General features: G+C 65.0%; 13 protein-coding genes. 5 read left to right on the top strand and 8 right to left on the bottom strand.

Translation table 11 applies throughout. The features are described 5' to 3' along the window. Position 1 precedes the first annotated feature (1 nt). The 4 genes from QY049_RS25160 to QY049_RS25145 form a co-directional block, all read right to left on the bottom strand. Entirely contained in the window at positions 2-1,591 is a 1,590-nt protein-coding gene (locus QY049_RS25160; RefSeq protein WP_194477573.1) for a gamma-glutamyltransferase family protein, read from the bottom strand. Positions 1,592-1,765: 174 nt separating this feature from the next. Continuing rightward, positions 1,766-2,581, bottom strand: coding sequence for an arylamine N-acetyltransferase (locus tag QY049_RS25155; protein ID WP_258765390.1), 816 nt, complete (start codon positions 2,579-2,581; stop codon positions 1,766-1,768). A 117-nt stretch (positions 2,582-2,698) separates the two neighbouring features. Next, a complete protein-coding gene (locus QY049_RS25150; RefSeq protein ID WP_194477571.1) occupies positions 2,699-2,875 on the bottom strand; it encodes a hypothetical protein in 177 nt (58 codons plus the stop codon). 9 nt (positions 2,876-2,884) lie between these two features. Beyond that, positions 2,885-3,118 (bottom strand): hypothetical protein, encoded by a 234-nt coding sequence (locus tag QY049_RS25145; protein WP_194464114.1) that lies wholly within the window; start codon positions 3,116-3,118, stop codon positions 2,885-2,887. A gap of 202 nt (positions 3,119-3,320) precedes the next feature. On the opposite strand from QY049_RS25145, the gene QY049_RS25140 reads away from it, so the two are divergent. The 3 genes from QY049_RS25140 (at position 3,321) to QY049_RS25130 (ending at position 7,503) form a co-directional block, all read left to right on the top strand. Beyond that, entirely contained in the window at positions 3,321-5,393 is a 2,073-nt protein-coding gene (locus QY049_RS25140) for a sorbosone dehydrogenase family protein (protein WP_258765391.1), read from the top strand. Continuing rightward, positions 5,350-6,291 carry an SMP-30/gluconolactonase/LRE family protein gene (locus QY049_RS25135; RefSeq protein ID WP_258765392.1) on the top strand — a complete coding sequence of 314 codons (942 nt, stop codon included), beginning with the start codon at positions 5,350-5,352 and terminating at the stop codon, positions 6,289-6,291. The genes QY049_RS25140 and QY049_RS25135 overlap by 44 nt, the downstream gene beginning before the upstream one ends. A gap of 186 nt (positions 6,292-6,477) precedes the next feature. Further along, a complete protein-coding gene (locus QY049_RS25130) occupies positions 6,478-7,503 on the top strand; it encodes a histone deacetylase family protein (RefSeq protein ID WP_258765393.1) in 1,026 nt (341 codons plus the stop codon). Positions 7,504-7,547: 44 nt separating this feature from the next. Here the strand turns inward: QY049_RS25130 and QY049_RS25125 are convergent, their stop codons facing one another. The 4 genes from QY049_RS25125 to QY049_RS25110 form a co-directional block, all read right to left on the bottom strand. Continuing rightward, positions 7,548-8,528 (bottom strand): LLM class flavin-dependent oxidoreductase, encoded by a 981-nt coding sequence (locus QY049_RS25125; protein WP_258765394.1) that lies wholly within the window; start codon positions 8,526-8,528, stop codon positions 7,548-7,550. Further along, entirely contained in the window at positions 8,525-9,256 is a 732-nt protein-coding gene (locus QY049_RS25120; RefSeq protein ID WP_258765395.1) for a 4'-phosphopantetheinyl transferase superfamily protein, read from the bottom strand. Before QY049_RS25120 ends, QY049_RS25125 begins: the two co-directional genes overlap by 4 nt. A gap of 228 nt (positions 9,257-9,484) precedes the next feature. Beyond that, positions 9,485-9,652 carry a hypothetical protein gene (locus QY049_RS25115; protein WP_258765396.1) on the bottom strand — a complete coding sequence of 56 codons (168 nt, stop codon included), beginning with the start codon at positions 9,650-9,652 and terminating at the stop codon, positions 9,485-9,487. Positions 9,653-9,792: 140 nt separating this feature from the next. Continuing rightward, positions 9,793-16,230, bottom strand: a complete 6,438-nt coding sequence (locus QY049_RS25110; protein WP_301270080.1) for a non-ribosomal peptide synthetase — start codon at positions 16,228-16,230, stop codon at positions 9,793-9,795. Between the two features lie 136 nt (positions 16,231-16,366). On the opposite strand from QY049_RS25110, the gene QY049_RS25105 reads away from it, so the two are divergent. Continuing rightward, positions 16,367-19,825, top strand: coding sequence for an AAA family ATPase (locus QY049_RS25105; RefSeq protein ID WP_194477564.1), 3,459 nt, complete (start codon positions 16,367-16,369; stop codon positions 19,823-19,825). Then, positions 19,822-20,616: a protein-L-isoaspartate O-methyltransferase gene (locus QY049_RS25100; protein WP_258765397.1), complete on the top strand. Its 795-nt coding sequence runs from the start codon at positions 19,822-19,824 to the stop codon at positions 20,614-20,616. Before QY049_RS25105 ends, QY049_RS25100 begins: the two co-directional genes overlap by 4 nt. Positions 20,617-20,620: the final 4 nt, after the last annotated feature.

Here is a 20,620-nt window from a genome sequence, read left to right as displayed (position 1 = left end):
CTTAACCTTCCGCTACCGCGTCGGCCCAGGGCTGGAATATCTCGACCGCACCGGAATTCGTATCGCCGTCGCGCATCACGACGCTCGGGCAGGCGAATTTCATCGGCAGGGTCTGCACCGGCGCTTCCCTGTAGTCGAAGCGTGCGGCAAGCGCCTTGCGTGTGTCCGCCGGCAGCCTGGTGTCGCCGAGAACGATCGCGCCTTCGCTGCAATCGATGCGGGGCTGGTGGATGGCGGCATCGAGATCCATGTCGAAATCCATCGCAAAGGACACGAGCTGCATCACCGAAGGCAGGATGCGGCGGCCGCCGGAGGCCCCGACCGCGAGGCGCTTGCCGTCCTTGGTCTCGGCGATGACAGGCGTGTAGTTGGTGAGGCAGCGCTTGCCTGGGGCGAGCGAGTTGGTGGTGCCCGGCGTCGGGTCGAACCACATGATGCCGTTGTTCATGGGAATGCCGGTGTGCGGCGTGACATATTTCGAGCCAAAAGACGAGAGCAGCGTCTGCGTCACCGCGGCGACGTTGCCGTCCCGGTCGACCACGGAGAAATGCGTGGTGCAGGCCGGCGCGAGATATTCGGCGCCGAGCGAGCGCTTGCCGTCGGCATCGCCCATGTCCTTGAGCCGCTCGCGATAGGCCTCTTGCAGGGCAACGGCATATTCAGCATAAGCGGCCGCATCCGGCGCGCGTGCCGGCATCAAATTCTGCTGCAACAGGCGCAGCGCATGCGCCATGGTCGGCCCGGCCGTGAGTTCCGGCGTCGCATACACCTTGCCGCCGCGATAGGGGATCGCCAGCGGCTCTCGCGGGTGGGCGCGGAATGCGGCGAGATCCTCGACCGACAGGGAGCCGCCGTCGGCCTTGACGTCGGACGCGATGCTCCTGGCGAGATCGCCCTGATAGAAGTCGCGCGGCCCGGCCTCGGCGAGGTGCAGCAGCGTGGCCTTCAAATTGTCCTGCGGCAGCCGGATCTCGGCCTCGATGCTCCAGGGCGGGCTCGGGGGCAGGCCGTCCTTCAAGAACATCGCTGCACTCGCGGGATAGCGCCGAAGATCTGTCGCCGAGCCCGCGATCGTCAGTTCGGTCCACCAGTCCACCAGCAGGCCTTCGCCGGCGAGCGCGGCCGCCGGAGCGACCAGCTCCTTCCACGACATCCTGGCGTATCGACGGTGCGCTTCTTCCATGCCGGCGACGACGCCTGGCACAGCGATCGCGCCGGGGCCGTGAACGTTGCGGTCGTCCTTCACCCGCGGCCACGGAAACAGGTCGGTCGCGAGGCGGTCTCCGACGATGGGGTAATCGGACGCGCGGATGCTCAGTGGCGCGCACATGCCGTAGTCGATCACCTCATACCGATTTTCCTTGGCGCGGTAGAGCACCATCGCGCCTCCGCCGCCGATCCCGCTGTTCCAGGGCTCCAGCACGTTCAGCGCAAAAGTGGTTGCCACGATCGCGTCGACGCAGTCGCCGCCCGCCGCCAGCACCTGCGCCCCCACCTCGGCCGCCCGCCGCGATTGCGACGCGACGATGCCGCCCTTGGATTTCACGGCGGGTTTGCGGACGGTTTGGTTGAGGCTGAACTGGTGAGGCATGATGTTTTCGGCTTTGCCTTGGCTTCGTTGCGTTGACGGTCGGCTCTTCAATCGGCGGCAGCGTCGCGGACAATGGCACATTGCGGTGAGCGAGAACATCCGTCTGCGAGATGGCTGATGTGAAGCTGGCGCGGCCGCGCGTCAATGATTCCGTGGGCCGGCAATAGGCGTCGGCTATCCGCCGATCCGTCCGAAGACGTCGTCTGTCGGGCCGGGTAGCTCGACATTGAACGTCTCTTGGAGCACCTGGCCTAGGTCATGGGCGCTGTCGATCGTGAGTTCGTGGCGCACCTCGCCCTCTCGCGCCTCGATCGTCAACCGACGGTTCGCGAGCTTGTAGCGCTTGTCGGCATCAACGCGTTCCAGGATCAGGGTGCTAGTGAAGGGCGCAAGCGAGCTGGTGGAGGTGAAATAGTTTCCTAGCTCGTAGTCGGACTGGATCTGGGGCTCCAGGTCAAAGACATACATCGTTCGCCAGCCCTGGGGTTGTCTGGCGCTGATTGAAAACAGCCCGTTGGTCTCGCCGAGCCGGAAGGTGCCCATTGCAGTCGGCTGCTCGATCTCGGTCTTGAACCGCAAGGGAGCATCCATCACGCAGGCGCCGAAACCGACATCGGCGATATGGGGGCCTTCCGGCAGGTCGACCTTGAGAAGCATATGGACTTTCGGACCGAGCGGGCTTTCTGGCGGCGACATCCAGCGCACGCGGCCGGACAGGCCGGTCACGGCAAAGCCGATCGTCTCAAGCGCGGCCTTGAACAGCGCGTTCTGCTCGAAGCAATAACCGCCGCGCCTGCTGTCGACGAGCTTGGCCTGGACCGAAGCGAGATCGAGTCGGACTTGCCGGCCGAGGAGCGGATCGAGACCTTCGAACGGGATCGCGTTGACATGGGCGGCATGGAGCGCGGTGAGCGTCGCGAGGTCCGGCCTTACAGGGCCGCCATGGCCGATCCGAGCCAGGTAATTGGACAGTCTAAATTCATTGGACATGAAAGCGCTCCCAGCTTGAAAATTGGGGCGCAACGTAGACAGGAACGCTCAATCTTGAAAGGGCCGGATGACCGCGGTGGGGCGTGGCAGGCGCCCGCCGCGCCCGGTATGGCGCGCTCAGAGCCCGCGGTTCAGGCGGCTGGCCTGATACTTGGCGTGCCATTTCGGGCCCGGGCCGCGCATGTAGTGCAGCTCGGGACGATAGGGGTTGCCGGCGATCTGCACCAGCTTCTGCCATTTTGTGGCGACGAAGGTGAAGGGTTGGCGGAGCAGGCTCAGTGAAGCAAGCAGCATGGCATCACCTCAATGCGGCTTGCCGAGCATGGCGGTGAAGGGGAGATCGAAGATCTCCTCGCCGTCGTCGTCGGCGACATGGATCACCCAGTCGCGCCAGTCTTCACTGCCGGGCGTCTGGATCATCGAATTCATGATCTGGGCAGCACGGTCGCGCGCCTCGGTCAGATTGGCGACGGCAGCGCCGTAGCGGTCGATCAGCGTGCCCTCGGTGTTGGAGCAGTGAAAGTAAACCTGGACCATAAGCGCCTCCTGCGGAAAGCGATTGGGACGGCAGACCGATACCACCCCAAGCATTCCCGAAACATTCGGGTCGAGCCCGGTAAGGGAATTTACGGAGGTTGGTCGGCGCGAAGGTCGTTACAGGTTTAATCACAGACGGGTGATGGCTGGACGACGCCGAGGCGCCATGGAACAAGCTTTCCGGAAAGTCCGGGGAGACACCGTGAACCAGTTCACATTCGCCAGCGAACGCCGAAATCTGCGTGTATTTGCAGTGGTTTTGCTCGGAGCGCTGCTCGGCATCGCCCCGGCCTCGTCCGAGCCGGTGAGGAAGAGCGGCTACGTGTTGGGATCGGAGACCTGCGGCAGCGGCGATCTCGCCTTTCCAAGAGTCCAGATCGACATGAAAGCCGGCTTCTGCGCGGGCCTCGTCGCCAGCGACGAGGACCATCTGAAATTTCCGCGGTCGATCATTCAGGTGCCGGGCCGCGATCTGTTCGTGGTCGCCGACATGGGTGGCTGGGGCCACACCGATGGCCGGCTGCTGCTGCTCGATCCGCACGCGGCTAGCGGTCAGCGGTTCAAGGAGCTTCTGACCGGCGTCGAATATCCGTTCGGCCTCGTGATCGGTCCAGACAAGAAGCTCTACGCCTCGACCGCGGAGAGCATCTTCCGCTTTGATCCGCTCGCTGACAACCCGCGCAGCACGGTCGAGACCATCATCCGCCACATGCCGGGCCGCCGCATCACGCTGCCTGACGGCACGAAGCTCGATGAGGCGGCACATCCGCTGAAGCAGTTCGTGTTCGACAGGAACGGGCGGCTGTTCGTCAATGTCGGCGCCCATAGCGACGATTGCATCACGTCGGCGCCTATCACGAAACCTTGTGCGGCCGCCGAAGGCGCCTCCGCCATGGCCGCGATCTGGCTGTTCACACCGCCGTCAGGTGGCGTCTTCCCGGCGCTGAAGCCGAACGATCCCGATCCGCCGCATACGATCTACGCGCGGGGCCTGCGCAATTCGATGGCGCTGGTGCTGCATCCGAATTTCCCGGATCCCGGCTACGCCTTCCTGCAAGGCGAGAACGGTCGCGATCTACCCGACATCTTCAAGCCGAACGAGGAGATCAACGCGATCGAGCAGGGCAGGCATTATGGCTGGCCCTATTGTTACGATCTGTCGACGCCGAGCCCCGAGTTCAAACTCGTACTGCAATCGGGCGTCTACAAATCGCTTTGCACCGGCAATCCGTTGTACAAGGCGCCCTTCTCACTGCTGCCGCCGCACGGTGCGCCGCTCTCGATGCTGTATTATCACGGTGCAATGTTTCCGGAGCTCGAAGGCAAGCTCTTGGTCAGTCTGCACGGCTATCGCCCGACCGGCAGCCGCGTGCTGATCTACGACGTCGACGACCACGGCTTCCCGAAGCCGGCCCCGCCACCGGTGCGTTACCACGTCAGTTGCGCGGCCGATCCGACTCATACCTTTCAGACCGACGCCGGCGACGTCACGGCTGCCCCGTTCGAGGAGTTGATCGCCGGCTGGCACCGCGTCAACGGTGCGCGGCCGCAAGGCGCCCCCGTCGGTATGACAGTCGCAGAGGATGGTGCGATCTGGCTGGTCGAGGACAAGAACCAGACCATCATCCGGATCGATCGCGCCGTGGGCGATCCACCGCCGCCGCTGCCCTGTGATACACGCAGCCAGGCGCTGATCGACCAGCTTGCCGCCTTCGTCGCCAAGGATGCGCAGAACAAGATCCGCATCACCGCGTTGCGCAAGAACCTCGTCGAAAAGCATTGTGTCGGCTGCCACTCCGATTTCGGCCTGAAGGCGGGGCAGTCGGACGCCGACAAGGACGCCGCCGTGCTGCGCTTCATGCTGTCGCAGGATGGCTGGATCTACCCGGGCGATCCTGCCTCCGGCAGACTGCGCGCGCGGCTGCGCGGCATCGGCGCAGAGAAGCTGATGCCGCCCGGCGGCGAGGGCCTGCCGAAGACCGAACCGGGTTACGCGGCGCTGCTCAACACGGTTGATCTGCTGGTTGCCAGGATGGTTCCGGGGACACCGATGCGCATCAAGCTCGGCCTGCCACAGCGCAAGTTCGTCAGCAAGGCGAACAAGGAATGCGGCGAAATACCGGCCGCCAAGGTCGTTGTCGTGACACAAAGGAACGCTGTAGACAAACCCGGCTTCAGCCGATTCTTCCGGCCGGCCGATCCCTACTTGAACGGCGAGTGCAGCGACGACGATGGCTATTACATCCGGCAGGATTTTCTGGTGCCTTTGCCGTAGCATTCTGCTCGTCGTCGCGACGCCGCTCCTCGCAGCCGAGACGAAGGTGTTCGAAAGCGTGCAGGTGACGCCCGCGGACGAATATACACATGGCATCGAAGGGCCCGCCGCCGATCTCGACGGCAACCTTTTTGTCGTCAATTTCGGCAAGCCCGGCACCATCGGCCGGTTGCGCGCGGGCGCTGCGGCGTCGGAGGCCTTCACCGCATTGCCCGAAGGAAGCGTCGGCAACGCCATCCGCTTCGATCGCAACGGCACGATGTTCATCGCCGACTACAAGAAGCACAACATTTTTGCGATCCCGAAGGGTGCAACCGAGCCCGCAGTCTGGTTTCACTCCGACGACATGAACCAGCCCAACGACATGACCATCGCCCGCGATGGCACGATCTATGCGAGCGATCCGAACTGGAAGGGCCGGGAAGGCCACGTCTGGCGCATGACGAAATCCGTGGACGGATCGGTGCAGGGGCAGGTGATGTCGGCGCCGCGCGCGATGGGTACTACCAACGGCATCGATCTCAGCCCCGACGGCAAGACGCTCTATGTCGGTGAGTCCAGCAACGGCCAGGTCTGGTCCTACGCCATCCGCGGCAACGAGCTCACTGACGCAAAGCTGGTCAAGACGTTCCAGCCCGACACGATCGACGGCCTGCGCACCGATCTTGCCGGGCGTCTCTATGTCGCGCGCATTCTCAAGGGCACGATCGCCCTGATGAAGCCCAATGGCGCGGTCGAGCGCGAGATCGCGCTGAAAGGCAAAGAGCCGACCAATCTCGCCTTTGGTGGCAGCGACGGCAAGACCGTCTTCGTCACCCAGCGCCAGGGCGGCTTCATCGAATCCTTCCGCACCGATCAGCAGGGCCGCGAGCATTGTCTCCAGCGGGGGCGCTGCTGAACTCAAGGGCGATCTGCTTCCCGCGCAGGGCGTGAGGACGAGGACGGCATTCTTCTTGCTTGCATCTGGACGCCGCAGGGATCAAGAAATCTGTGGCGCAGCCAAAGCGTTTTCGAGCGAAGTGGATACCGGTTCGCGTCAAGAAAACGCGTCAAGTCAGAAAGCATGCGAGCACGGAGTCATTGAGTGAGAGCCGTCCATACCGAACTGCACCGCAGCCACGATCCGCAATTCTTCCTGGTTCGCGGCGTCGTCAAGCGCACCACCGAGCAGCCCGAGCGTGCAGACCGCCTGCTCAAGGGCTTGAAGGACGGCGGGCATCAACTGGTCGAGCCGACCACATTCGGCCAGGGTCCGCGCGCCCGCATTCACAGTCCGGAATATCTGTCGTTCCTGAGCGAAGCCTGGGATGCCTGGACAGCGCTCGGCGATTCCGGTCCGGAGATGATCGGCAACATCCATCCGGTGCGTCATGCAGCGACTTATCCGACCCACGTTGTCGGCAAGCTCGGCTGGCACACCGCCGACACCGCGGCTCCAATCGGTCCGGGCACCTGGGCTGCGGCTTGCGCCGCGACGGACGTTGCGGTCAGCGCCGCGCAAATGGTGATGGACGGCGAGGATGCGGTCTACGCGCTCTGCCGTCCGCCCGGCCATCACGCCTATCGCGACATGGCCGGCGGCTTCTGCTTCCTCAACAACAGCGCGATCGCGGCCGCGCATCTGCGGCAGAAGCACGAGCGCGTCGTCATCCTCGACGTCGACGTCCACCACGGCAACGGCACGCAAGGCATCTTCTACGCGCGGCGGGATGTCTACACGATCTCGATCCACGCCGATCCGGTCGCCTACTATCCCTTCGTTTGGGGGTATGCGCATGAGCGCGGCGAGGGGCCTGGCCTCGGCACCAATCTCAACATTCCGCTCGCCATCGGCACCGGCGATGACGGCTACATCCAGGCGATGGACATCGCGCGCAAGGCCATCGAATCCTTTGCACCGGGCGCGCTCGTGATCGCGCTCGGCCTCGATGCCTCCGAGCATGATCCGCTGAAGGGCCTTGCCGTCACCACGCCCGGCTTCCGCCGCATCGGCCAGGCCATAGCCAGGATGGGCCTGCCGACTGTGTTCGTGCAGGAGGGCGGTTATCTCTCGGATATTCTCGGCGCGAACCTGACGTCGGTGCTGGCGGGGTTCGAAGAGGCAAGGTGATCTCCCCACCTCTCCCCGTAAGAACGGGAGAGAGAAGAGGCGCCTCAAAACATCCCGCTCGATTTGAGCGCCTTGCAGACGTGCTGCATCTCGGCTTCGTCCGCGACCATGTCCAGCATGATCGTGGTCAGACCTTTCGCGGCAAATTCCCTCAGCTTCGCGCCGATCTCGGCATAGCTGCCGACGAGATAAGGGCAGTCTGCCTGGAAGGTGAGGTAGGGCAGCAACCAATAGCCATTGTCGGCGAGATCGCCGCTCTGGCCCTCATAGAGCCGCCGCTTCCAGACGGAATCCGAGTTCTCCACCGTGAGCGCGAGCAGCTCGCGGTCGTCAGGATTGTCGCGGAAGCGCGCCTTCGCGGCCCGTCGCGCCTCGTCGCCGCTCTCGCGCGCAAAGATGCCAAAATTCATTCCGGGAGCGTTGAGGCCGCGATCGAGATCGGGCGGCAGCATCTGCATCTTGATGCAGCCGCTCTCCTTGGCGACGCGCTGTGCCGCGTCCGATTGCCCCGCGATCAGGAATTCCGGCATCAGCTCGGCCGGCAACCGCGGCCGCAGTTGCAGATTGCTCACGCGATAGAACCTGCCCTCGAAGGTGACCGGCCGCGGGCTCGAAAGCAGTTGGCGCACGATGGCGACGAACTCGCCGAGCCGGACATAACGATCGGCATGCGACTGCTCGTCGCCTAGCCCCTGCAGATCGCTGATCGCGGTCCCCGTGATCATGTTGAGATGGACCTTGCGGCCGTGGAGCTGTGCAAGGGACGAGACGAATTTCGCCACCGTGAACGGGTGCATGTAAACAGGATTGACGGCAATCAGCGGCGAGGATCGCGCGGTCGCCGCCATGATGTGCTGGGCCATGGCCCAGGGCTCGACGAAGACGTCGTTGCCTTCGAACAGCAGAATGCCTTCGAAGCCATTGCGATCGGCGAACTCCGCCACCCGCATCAGTTCGCCGACATATTTCTTGGGATCCCGGTTACGCGAGATCGCGGGAAAGACGCGCAGCCGCGCCGCCATCACTCCGCCGCTTCCTGGAATGGCCAGGCGTTGCGGGTGATACGCAGGCCGCCGGCCGCGCGCGAGCCGTCGGCGATCGCCAGGCGATGCGATGGTGACGGCGAGCACAGCGAGAAGCGCCAGCCGGCAGGATCGTCGGCGATGTCGGGCTTGAAGCTGATCCCGATCGCCTCCCGCGACACCTGCATCGCAAAGGCATCGAGCGGCAGATTGAGCCCAAAGCCTCTGGCCTTCAGATAAGCTTCCTTCAGCGTCCAGTAGTCGAAGAAGCGCTCGATCACGGCTGGCTCCGGTAGCGTGCGGAGCGTTTCGACCTCTTCCGGTGCAAAGAAGCGAAGCGCAGTCGACAGCGGCGCCACGCGCCGCGACACCGTCTCGACGTCGACGCCGACAGTCTCGTGCTTCGACACGACACAGGCGACGCATCCGTCGGCGTGGGACAGGCTGAAATGCAGCGCTGTCGACGTCGTGGGCGCCGCGACAAAGGGCCGCCCGTAGCGGCCGGTCGAAAACGACCAATCGGTCGGAGCAACCTCCGGGGCCGCGTGCGAGAGCGCCATGCGCAACATCGCGTGCGCGAAGATATACTGTCGCTGATGGCGCTCGAACATGAAGCGGTCGGCGCGCATGCGTTCGTCGAGCGAGAGCAGCCGCCGGTACGCATCGACGTCGCCTGGCGTGTCGATGCTCTCGATCAGTCCGACAAACAGTTCAATGCCGTCGTCTGCCATCAAACGGGCCCATAGCGTCAGGCGGAGGCCAAATCCGGCCTGACTGAAGGATCAACTAGGCAGGAATCGACTGAGCGGACTGCTCCTAGCGGTCCACCCAGGCGAATTCTTGGCGATTGCTGGCCAGTTCACATGTGCAAGCTTGTACGAGACCCCAACTCGACAGGCGAGCGGCCCAAATCTGGAAATGAAATCCGACGATTCGTGCGGCGTCCCGGCCGACAAATTCTACTTTTTCTTCTTGGCTTTCTTCGAGCCGCCCAACACCGAAAGGCTGGCATCGACGTCCTTCAGCGCGGACTGAAGCTTCTTCTTCTCAGCGGTCAGCAGCTTTTGCAGCGCCTTGCGGTCCTTGTCGCTCAGCGAGGTACCCTTGGTAAATTTGATGAAACCCATAACTCTCCCCCGGTTGAAAATAACAGTTCAAATCAAAACACGGGAATAATCTTGCGCGCCCGCACCAAAGAATCAAGATGCAACTTGTTCATTCACAGCTTTAGCGGGTGAACCCTTGTTCGCCGGCCCTGTCCAGCGGGTCATGCCGCCCTGCGGGCGAGCAACCGATCGAGCGGCGTATTCGGCTGGGTGACGGCAGCGCCCAGTAGCGCGACGAGGTCTTCCATCCACGTGCCCACCATGGTGCCTTCGAGCAGATCGCCCTTGTAATTGCACGAACCTGTGATCCCGGTCGGGCGCTCCTTCAGCATCAGCGACAGCCAGGTCTGGTCGACCGGCAGCACCGGCTGGCCCTCGCGCGCGACGTTCCCGATCGATCGCACCGCGACGTCGGGCAGGTCGAGCGGTTGGCGCAGCGGATTTTGCAGCGTGAAATAGACCTGGAGCAGCGATGTGGCATCGATGCCTTCCTGCTCCAGATGGTCGGCCAGGATGTTGAACGGCAGCTCCTGCCGCGCATGGGCGTCCAGCACGCTTTGGCGCACCCGCGCCAACCCTTGCGTGAACGAGAGATCCGGCGTGATTCGGCTGCGGACGATCACCGTGTTCTCGAACGGCCCGACGATTCGCTCGGTGTCCGGCTGGGCGCGGTTGGCCATGGCGGTGGCAATCGAGATGTCCGTGCGTCCGGTCTGGGCGAGCAGTAGGGCCTTCAGGCCGGTAAGTAGGCACATGAACAGCGTGGCGTTGTGCTGACGCGCATAGGCGGTGAGCCGGGCGACGAGATCGTGCTCCAGGCTGAGTGGATGATGACCGGTCGACGCGCCCGGTCGCGCTTCGCCGTCGAACAAGGGAGCTGCGCCGCGCAGATTTTCGGTCCAGTCGGCGGCCTGCCGGCGGGCGGCCTCGGTCCCGCACCACCAGCGCTGCCAGCGTGCGACATCGGAGTACGCGAGCGGCATCTTCGGCAAAGGCACCGACGGATGGCCCGCCAGTGTAGCGTAGCGGTTGGACAGTTCCTCGAACAGCACGCCGATCGACCAGCCATCTGCGATGGTATGATGCAGCGTCAGCAGCAGGATGTGATCCGCTGGGTGAAGGCGCAGCAGCCGTGCCCGCAGCAGCGGCGCCCGGGCGGTGTTAACAGGAGTATAGGCCTCCTGCGCGATCAGGAGTTCGATCTTCTTCAACTCGAGCGCTCTTCGCCGCTTGCTGTTGTGGGGCCGTCCCTCGCCGATGCTCTCGACGGTCAAGGCCGGACCAAGCGTGGCAGGCGCGATGATGCGGCTGACCGGCTCGTCGCCATTCCAGCCGAATGCCGTCCGCAGCGAATCGTGCCGGCGCACGATGTCGTCGATGGCTTGCGCAAGTCGGCGCGGATCGATCGGGCCCTCGAGGTGGAAAGCGAAGGGCAGGTTGAACAGGGGCAGATCAGGCAGGTTCCGCTCGATCCGCATCATCTGGTCCTGCGCGATCGACAGCGAGGGCGAACCGCTTTGGGCCAGGCGAGGGGGACTGGCCGCCGGCTTTTGCGGCTTCGTTGCCACGGCTTCGTCGACCCGCCGGGCGAGTTCTTCGATCGTCGGCGCCTCGAAGATGGTCTTGATCGGCAGCGAGACCCCGAGCGCACGCGCGATGCGCGCCATCGCCTGACCCGCCAGCAGCGAATGGCCGCCGAGGTCGAAGAAATTGTCGGTGACACCGAGGCTCTCGACCTTCAGCAGGTCGATCCAGATGTCGGACAGGACCTTTTCGGTGAAGCGACGGGCCGGCACGATGGTCTCCGTGCCGCCGGTTTCCGGTTGCGGCGACGCCAGCAAGGCCGAGCGATCGAGCTTGCCATGGGCATTGAGCGGGACCTGATCCAGGAACAGAAACGCCGACGGGATCGCATGAACAGGCAGCCGGCCCTTGAGGAACTCGCGCAGTTCGCTGGCGCTGGTCTGGCTGCCTGATCTGGCAACGACATGGGCGATCAGCCTGATATCACCATTGGCGTCGCGTCGCGGCTCGACGATGCCGGCGCGGACGCCGGCGTGGTCGGCAAGCACCGCCTCGATCTCCTTGAGTTCGAGACGATAGCCGCGGACCTTGACCTGAAGGTCGGTGCGGCCGAGGCATTCGATCGTCCCGTCGACACGGCGTCGGGCGAGATCGCCGGTGCGGTACAGACGGCTGCCTTTCTCGCGCGCAAACGGATCGGGGATGAAGCGCTGCCGGCTCTGCGCGGGATCATTGACATAGCCGCGGCCGACGCCGGCGCCGCCGATGCAGAGCTCGCCGACCACGCCGATCGGCTGCGGCTCCAGGTTCGGATCGAGTACGTAGAGCTGGGTGTTGGGCAGCGGTGCGCCGACCGGAACATTGGTCATCGTCGTGTCCGGCGCCTTGGTCAGCCGGTGCAGGGAGACGTCATCAGAACATTCCGAGGCGCCATAGGCGTTGATCAGGGGCACCTTCGGGCAGCGAGCGAACCAGGCGCGGCAGAGATCCACCGGCAGCGGCTCGCCGGTCGAGATCAGCAGTCGCAGCTTGGCAAAGGCGCGCAGCATTGGCGCCTCGTCGAGGCGTTCGAGGACGACGCGGAGCAGCGAGGGCACGATCTCGAGCACCGTGATGCCTTCCCGCTCGATCTCGCGTGCCAGCAGCATCGGGTCCCGCACGACCGCGTTGTTGCAGACATGGACCCGCGCGCCGGTCATGGGACCGGCGAGGAACTGCCAGACCGAGATCACAAAGCTCTGCGGCGCGGTCTGAGCGACCACGTCTTTGCTCGTGAGCCCAAGCTCGGAAATCAACGACGCCAGATGGTTCGACAGCCCGCGCTGCTCGATCATGACGCCCTTCGGCGCACCGGAAGAGCCGGACGTATAGACGAGGTAGGCAAGGCTCGCCCCCGCACGCCGCGCCGCGCGAGCCGGCCTGGTCGATTCGAGCGCGATCGCGTCCTCGATCTCGGCCACATGGATGCGCGCGACCAGCGGCTCGAGCAGCTGGTCGACCATGGTGGCCTGCGCGTGCCCAGCCAGCAACACGTTGGCGCAGCTCGATCCGAGGATGGTTGCGAGCCGTGCCGGCGGCTGCTCGGGATCGAGGTTCAGGAAGGCCGCGCCGGCGCGCTGCACGCCAATCATCGCCGCGAGCAGGTCGGGCCCTCGGTCCGCCAACAGCGCGACCACGCTCTCCGCGCCGACGCCTTCGCGCGTGAGCCAGCGCGCGATCGCCTGGCTGCGGCGGGCCAGCTCGCGATAGCTCAGGGACAACAACCCGTCGGATATGGCAACGGCATTCGGCGTCTTTTTCGCCTGCCGCTCGAAACGTTCGCAGAGATTGCCGCGCGTCGTGAAATTGGCGGGGCGGCCTTTCGCCGGCAGCCGCCTGCGTTCGGCGTCGGTGAGCAGCGGCAGGCGCGAGATTCGCTGCTCCGGATTGGCGATGGCTGCTTTCAGCAGGGTCTTGAACTGATCCGCCATGCCCTCGATCGTCACTGCGTCGAACAGATCGGTGGCGTATTCGAAGAAACCGGTGAAGCGGCCATCGGCTTCGACCAGTTCGAGCGTGATGTCGAAGCGCGCGACCTTCGGGTCGACTTCGAGCCGGCGCGTCGACAGGCCGGGAAAGCGCACCGCCTCGATCGAAGCGTTCTGGAGAATGAACATGATCCTGAACAGCGGATTGCCGTCCGTCCTTCGCGCGATCTGCAACGTGCGCAGGACTTCCTCGATCGGAAGATCCTGGTTGCGATAGGCATCGAGCGTGACCTGGCGCACCCGCCGCAGCATCTCGCCGAAGGTCGGGTCGCCACTGAAATCGTTGCGCAGGATGAGCGTGTTGGCAAACAGCCCGATCAGCCGCTCGCTTTCGATCTGGTTGCGGTTCGCGATCAGCGAACCCGTCGCGACATCCTCATGTCCGGTATGGCGGAACAGCAGGCACTGGAAGACTGCGAGCAGGGTCATGAAGGGCGTGACGCCCTGGTCCTGGCTCAAAGTGCGGATATCGGCCGAGAGCGGCTTGCTGAACTCGAAATAATGACGCGCGCCGTGGCCGCTCCAGACCTCAGGCCGCGGGCGGTCGGTTCGCAGCGGCAGCGTGGTGACCCCGTCGAGCTGGGCCTTCCAGTAATCGAGCTGCTCTTTCGCCGCCGGTGTCTGCGCCCAGCTCTGCTGCCAGCGCGCGAAGTCGCGATATTGGAAGGTTTGTGAGGGCCGCACCGCCGCGATTGCCTGACGCGCGGCAGAATACCCGGCGGCGAGCGCCTCCCAGAACAGCCGCTGCGACCAGCCATCGGTAACGAGATGATGGACGTTGACGACCAGCGCATGGCTGAATGTGTCGAACGAAAGCAGCGTGACCTTCAGCGGCGGCTCGCACGCAAGATCAAACGCATGTTGCGCGAGCTTCACGGCCTCGCGCCTGACGACCGCAGCGCGCCGCTGCGGCGGGCAGGGCTTGAGCTTGATCCGCTCGAACCGCGGCGCCGCCTGAAGCGCGCGCTGCATGGGCTCGCCCTCTCGCTCGACGAAGACCGAGCGCAGCGCCTCGTGCCGCGCGCAGATCGCAGCGCAGCCCGCCTGAAGCGCGGCGATGTCGAGCTCGCCCTTGAGCAGCGCGACCTCGACGACATTATAATTGTAGCGGGTCGGGTCGAGCCGCGAGAGCACATACATTCGCTGCTGCTGGAACGACAGTGGCGCGTCCCCTTCGGCAGTCTCCGCGCGCCATGCCGGCAGCGTTGGATCGCGATGTGCCGTGGTCTCGAGCCGGGCGGCCAGCGCGCCGACGGTGGCGCAGTCAAAGATGTCCTCGAAGGAGAAGTCGACGTTGAAACGCTCGCGCAGACGCGAACGCATCTGCGTGACCGCGAGCGAATCGGCGCCGAGCGCGAAGACGTCCTGATCGATTCCGACATGCGGAAGTTCCAGGAGACTGGCCCAGATCTCCGCGAGCTGGGTCTCCAGCGCGTTGCGCGGCAGCTGCGTCTCGTCGTCGTCATGGGCCGATGAGATCATCTCGGCCAGGGCGTTGCGCTTGACCTTGCCGCTGGCGCCTTTCGGCAACGCCGCCACGTTGCGGATCAGGCTCGGCACCTTGTAGGCGGCGAGACGTTTGCGCGCGAACTGGCGCAACTGGTCGGAAGTCGCCTCGGAACCGGGACGCAGCACCACGACGGCGGCGACGTTCTCGCCGAGCTTGGCATGGGGAACGGCGAAGACGCCGGCTTCCAGCACCGCCGGGTGGGCCAGCAGAACCTCTTCCACCTCCAGCGGCGAGATCTTCTGGCCGCCGCGGTTGATGACATCCTTGATGCGCCCGACGATGAAGAGATAACCGTCGGCATCGAGATAGCCGAGGTCTCCGGTCCTGAACCAGCCATCGCGGAATGCGGCCTGTGTCGCCGCCTCGTCATTATAATAGCCGCGGCTCATGTTCGGCCCGCGCAGCATGATCTCGCCGCGCTCACCGCTGGCAAGCCCGCGGCCCGTCTCGTTCATGATCGCGATTTCAGGGCCCGCGGCACGGCCGACCGACCCGATCTTGCGCAGCTCGAATGGATTGGCCGCGATCTGCGAGGCCGCTTCGGTCATGCCATAGGTCTCGAGCACGGGGACGCCGAAGGTCGTCTCCAATCCGTTGAGAATCGCTGGCGCGAGCGAGGACGAGGCCGAGCGGATCACGCGCAGCGACGACGATCGGACGCGCTCTGGGTTTGCTTCCGCGGCGGTCAGCAACGCGCGGTGAATGGTCGGCACCGCCGTGTACCAGGTCGGTTGCAGATCCCGCATCCAACCGAAGAAGGACGGCGCGTCGAAACCGTTGGTGCAGATCACGCTGGAGCCGGCCGCCAGCGCCGTCAGCAGGCCGGAGATCAGTCCGTGGGCGTGAAACAGCGGCAGGGCATTCAGCAGCCGATCCTGCGGAGCGAGCGACAGCACCCGGCCGGCATTTTGGGCGGAGAGACACACATTGCGATGCGTCAGGGGCACGATTTTCGGGCGCGCCGCAGTGCCCGACGTCAACAGGATGAACGCATCGTCCTCGGCGCGCGCAGCGCCGCTTGCGCAGGCCGTACCAATCCGCGGGCCGATGAACTCGCAGCCGCCGAGATCCGTATCCGGTCCCGGCACGAAGTCGATCACCGCAACATCGAGTGATCTGGCGACGTCGCGGCTGGGCGAGTTCATATCGGACCACGTCACGAGGGCCGTCAGCTTCATCTCGCTGAAATAGCGTTGCAGCTCGTCCGCCGTCAGATCAGGGTTGACGGGAACGCATGCACAGCTTGATGCGACCGCGATCAAGGCCAGCGCGCTGTCGGCGCCGCGTGGCAGCGCAACGGCGATACGGTCGGCAGGTGAAATGCCGAGGCCGCGCAGCGTGCGGAGCAGGTGCTCGATCCTGGCGCCGAGCCCGCCGTAAGACAGAGGCGGGCGGCCGGGCGCGAGCAGGGCCGGCGCCGCCGGGGTCGTTCGGGCATGAAACGCGAGCAGGCCGCCGATATCGGCAAAGCTATTGGCTTCGGCGGTGCGGCCGACAGTTACCTCACCCGCCCCGCATGCAATCTCCGACAATGCCATTCCCTTTTGATCCGATTGGGCTATTCTTCCCAAGAGTTAGGGAACGCGTCCAGTCTGAGGTGAAGTTTAGGCCCCAAAATCTGTGGTTGAGGGACCTTAAGCCCTTCGACGGAGGGAGTGTCGGGGTGGAATCACCATGCTGGAGAAAGAGCCGGAGACGGAAGTCGGGTTGAAGCGCTGGCTCGAAGGCATCGGTCTTGGTCACTACACCGATCTGTTCGCGCAGCACCGCCTCGATCTCGACGTCATGGGCGACCTGACGGAGGCCGACCTTGCCGAACTCGGATTGCCACTCGGCGATCGCAAGCGGCTGCAGCGGGCGACGGCCGCGTTGTTCCACGCCGAGACGGCGGAGGCACCGGTTGCACCGGCGCGCCCGCCTGTTCGCAGCGAGGTCGGCGCCGAGCGGCGGCAGCTCACCACCATGTTCTGCGACATGGTGGATTCCACCGCGCTCTCCGCCCAGTTCGACCCCGAAGACGTGCGCGACATGATTGCGAGCTTTCGCGAGACCTGCGTGCGCGTGGTCAAGCATTATGAAGGCTATGCCGCCCGCTTCGTCGGCGACGGCATTCTGGTCTATTTCGGCTACCCGACCGCACATGAGGACGATGCCGAGCGCTCGGTGCGCGCCGGGCTCGAGATCGTGCGGGTGCTGTCGACGGCGCGCGCGATCGAGCCGCGCGGCGCGCTCAGCCATGCGCCCGCCGTTCGCATCGGCATTGCGACCGGCCTCGTCGTGGTCGGCGATCTCGTCGGGCAGGGCACCGAAGAGCGCGACTCCGCAGTCGGCGAGACCGTCAATCTTGCCGCGCGTTTGCAGGCGCTGGCGCCGCCCAACGGCGTCGTGATCTCCGCCTCGACGCAATCGCTGCTCAAGGGCAAGTTCGATTACCGCAATCTCGGCGCCCATGCGCTGAAGGGGATATCGGAGAAGACCCAGGCCTGGCACGTCGTGCGCGCCACGCGCGTGGAAACCCGCTTTGCCGCCGCCATGGGCACGCGGTTGACCCCGCTCGTCAACCGCGAGGAGGAAATCGCGCTGCTGATGGCGCGCTGGCAGCAGGTCAAGGAGGGCGACGGTCAGGTCGTCGTCAAGTTCGGCGAGCCCGGCATCGGCAAGTCGCGCATCATCCAGGAGATATTTGAGCGGATCTCAGGTGACCGGCACGGACAGGTCTCGTTCCAGTGCTCGCCCTATTACACCTCCACTGCGTTCTATCCCTTCGTCGAGCAGCTTAAATTCTCGCTCGGACTCGATCGCGAGGATGCGTCCGCGCTGTCCCTGGCGAGTCTGGAAACGGCGATTGCCGCAGCACACGGCGACATCGAGCAGGTGGCGCCGCTGTTTGCCGCTCTGCTGGCGATCCCGACCGGAGAGCGCTATCCGCCGCTCGACCTGTCGCCGCAGCAGCAGAAGGACGCGACTGTCGCGGCGCTCGTGAACCACTTCCTCGGCCTCGCGCGCGAGATGCCGCTGGTGATGGCCTTCGAGGACCTGCACTGGATCGATCCGACCTCCCGCGAGGTGGTCGACCTGCTGGTCGACCGGGTGCAGAACCGGCCGATCCTGGCCATCATCACCGCGCGCTCCGAATTCCAGCCGAGCTGGAATGCGCATTCGCATATCACCACCCTCGTACTGAACCGGTTGAGCCGGCCGCTGCGCACGACGCTGGTCGAGCGCGTTGCGGGCAGAGAGCTTCCCAAGGAGGTCGTCGAGGAGATCATCGTCAAGACCGACGGCGTACCGCTGTTCCTGGAGGAGCTGACCAAGACGGTCCTCGAATCCAACCTCCTGACGGAGCGCCACGGGCGCTTCGTGCTCTCGGGCCCATGGCGGCAGCTCGCGATCCCCGCGACCCTGACGGACTCGCTGATGGCGCGTCTCGACCGGATGGGTCCGTTCAAGCGGATCGCGCAGATCGGCGCCACGATCGGCCGCGAGTTCTCCTACGAGACCCTGCACGCGGTTGCCAACACGCCGGCGGAGCAGATCGAGGCGGCCCTGACGCATCTGGAAGAAGCGGGCCTGATCATGCGCCGCGGTCATCCGCCCGACGCGCTCTACTCCTTCAAGCACGTGATGATCCAGAACGCGGCGCATGACAGCCTGTTGCATAGCGAGCGGCGCAAGCTGCATGCGAGCATCGCGCAGGTGCTCGCCGAGATGTATCCGGAGAAGACCGAGCGTGAGCCGGAGCTGCTGGCCCATCATCTCACCGAGTCCGGCCAGAGCGAGGGCGCGGCGAGCTTCTGGCTCAAGGCGGGCAAGCAGGCGGCCAAGAGCGGCGCCAATCTCGAGGCGATCGGTCATCTCCGCCGGGGCTTGAGCGTGGTGCAGGCCAATGCGCGCATGCAGGGCGCCGACGAGATGGAGCTCGAGCTGCGGATCGCGCTCGGCAACGCGCTGATCGCCGCCAAGGGCTATGCCGTGCAGGAGGTCGAGGAAAATTACATTCGTGCGCTCGAGCTCGGCCAGCAGCTCAACGACGACGAAAAGGCCTTTGCCGCTACCCGTGGGCTCTGGGTCTGTCATTTCATTCGCGCAGACCTCACCCGAGCGCACGATCTCAGCGTCGAGCTGCTGAAATTCGCCAAGCGCGAGAGGTTGAACGAGGACACGGCGCAGCAGACCGGCTATCTGATCGAGGCGCACCGCTCGATCGCGATGACCATGCTTTATCGCGGGCGCTTCGCCGCCGCGCAGCATCATCTGCATCGCTGCATCGATCTCTACAGCCCGGATCTGCATTCCGACCTGATGGAGCGCCACGGCACCGATCCCGGCGTCGTCTCGCTGTCCTATCTCGGCTATCTCCTCTGGTTCCTCGGCCAGCCCGACGCGGCGCGACAGCACAGCGAGCAGGCGATCCAGCTTGCGGAGAAGATCCGTCATCCGTTCTCGCTCGCGTTTGCCTTGGTGTTCGGCGCCTATCTCTGCCAGCATCTGCGCGACATCGAGGGTACGCGGGACTATGCCAACCGCGCCATGATCATCGCCACCGAGCACAATTTCCTGCATTGGAAGCAGCAGGCTGCGATCCTGCGCGGCTGGGCGCTGGCCCAGCTCGGCGAGGCCGAAGAGGGCATCAGCCAGATGCGCTTTGGCCTCGACGAATATGAGGCCATGGACTCCTGGCTTGCCGGCTGCTGGTTTCGCTGCCTGCTCGCCGAGGCCTATGCCAAGGTCGGCATGCGCGACGCCGCCTTGCGCGCGCTGGACGGTGCGCTTGCGACCGCAAGGCGGACCGGCGATCACTCCTATCTTGCCGAGGTCTATCGCCTCCAAGGCGAGATCACCTTGTCGGGCGGCAATCCGGTCTCGGTGCAGGAAGCCGAAGATCTGTTCGGCTTGTCGCTCGAGACGGCGCGCAAGCAAGGCGCGTTGTCCTGGGAGCTCAGGACGGCCGTCAGCCTGGCGCGGCTGTCGCACGAGGCCGGCAAGCGCGAACATGCGAGCCTTCTGCTGCTGCCGATCGTCGGCAAGTTCAACGAGGGCTTCCTGACGCCGGACCTGAAGCTGGCGATGCAGCTCGTGCACGAGCTCGGCGGCGACACGCCGGCGCGTCCGCAGGCCGACCCGGTGAAATGAGCGATCTCTCGGCGGCGCGCGCCCGCTACGTCGCGCTGATTGCAAAGCGGGAGCGGATTACCTCGCCACGCCTGCTCGACGCGCTCGCGACGGTGCCGCGCGAAAAATTTCTGGCGAAGGGGCCCTGGCGTATCAAGACCGAGGCGGCGCGCGGCTACCGCCGGACACCCGACGCCGACCCCATCCATCTCTACGACAATGTGCTGGTCGCCATCGACGCACGCCGCAAGCTCGACACCGGGCTGCCGAGCCTGTGGGCGCATTTCATCGACGTGCTCGGCGTCGGAGAGAAGCACCGCGTGGTCCAGATCGGTTGCGGGCTCGGCTATTTCTCGGCGATCCTGTCAGAGATCGTCGGGCCGCAGGGCAGGGTGCAGGCGATCGAATGCGACGCGCGGCTCGCATCGCGCGCCGCGGCCTATCTTCGCGCCTATCCAAATGTCGATGTCGTCAGCGGCGACGGCTGCCGCGATATCAGCGAGCCGGCCGATGTGATCATCGTGCATGCCGGCTTTTCGCATCCGCATCCGCTTTGGCTTACCTCGCTCCGCCCGCGTGGTCGCCTGCTGGTACCGCTGACGCAGCGCGATCGCGAAGGCGCCGTCATCAAGATCGCGCGCAAGGGCAAGGGCTTCGAGGCCGAGGCAGTGCAGCAGATCCGGATCTTCCCCGGCCAGGGCCGCGGGGTGGCGGCGCTCGACGATCGTGTCGCCGACTGGTGGCTGCGGGCATCGTCGCTTGCGCCGCTGCGCTTTCGCGGTATTGCGCAAGGATTGCCGTCGGACGGCTAGAATT

This window comes from Bradyrhizobium sp. WYCCWR 13022 (assembly GCF_030435535.1).
Classification (GTDB): domain Bacteria; phylum Pseudomonadota; class Alphaproteobacteria; order Rhizobiales; family Xanthobacteraceae; genus Bradyrhizobium.
This window is presented reverse-complemented; position numbering and strand designations above follow the sequence as displayed.

Bases quoted from the DNA above. Each gene is read 5' to 3' on its own strand.
- QY049_RS25115 (WP_258765396.1), bottom strand. From the start codon at position 9,652: ATGGGTTTCATCAAATTTACCAAGGGTACCTCGCTGAGCGACAAGGAC.
- QY049_RS25100 (WP_258765397.1), top strand. From the start codon at position 19,822: ATGAGCGATCTCTCGGCGGCGCGCGCCCGCTACGTCGCGCTGATTGCA.
- QY049_RS25105 (WP_194477564.1), top strand. From the start codon at position 16,367: ATGCTGGAGAAAGAGCCGGAGACGGAAGTCGGGTTGAAGCGCTGGCTC.
- QY049_RS25120 (WP_258765395.1), bottom strand. From the start codon at position 9,256: ATGGCAGACGACGGCATTGAACTGTTTGTCGGACTGATCGAGAGCATC.
- QY049_RS25110 (WP_301270080.1), bottom strand. From the start codon at position 16,230: ATGGCATTGTCGGAGATTGCATGCGGGGCGGGTGAGGTAACTGTCGGC.
- QY049_RS25160 (WP_194477573.1), bottom strand. From the start codon at position 1,591: ATGCCTCACCAGTTCAGCCTCAACCAAACCGTCCGCAAACCCGCCGTG.
- QY049_RS25150 (WP_194477571.1), bottom strand. From the start codon at position 2,875: ATGCTGCTTGCTTCACTGAGCCTGCTCCGCCAACCCTTCACCTTCGTC.
- QY049_RS25155 (WP_258765390.1), bottom strand. From the start codon at position 2,581: ATGTCCAATGAATTTAGACTGTCCAATTACCTGGCTCGGATCGGCCAT.
- QY049_RS25135 (WP_258765392.1), top strand. From the start codon at position 5,350: ATGGCTATTACATCCGGCAGGATTTTCTGGTGCCTTTGCCGTAGCATT.
- QY049_RS25145 (WP_194464114.1), bottom strand. From the start codon at position 3,118: ATGGTCCAGGTTTACTTTCACTGCTCCAACACCGAGGGCACGCTGATC.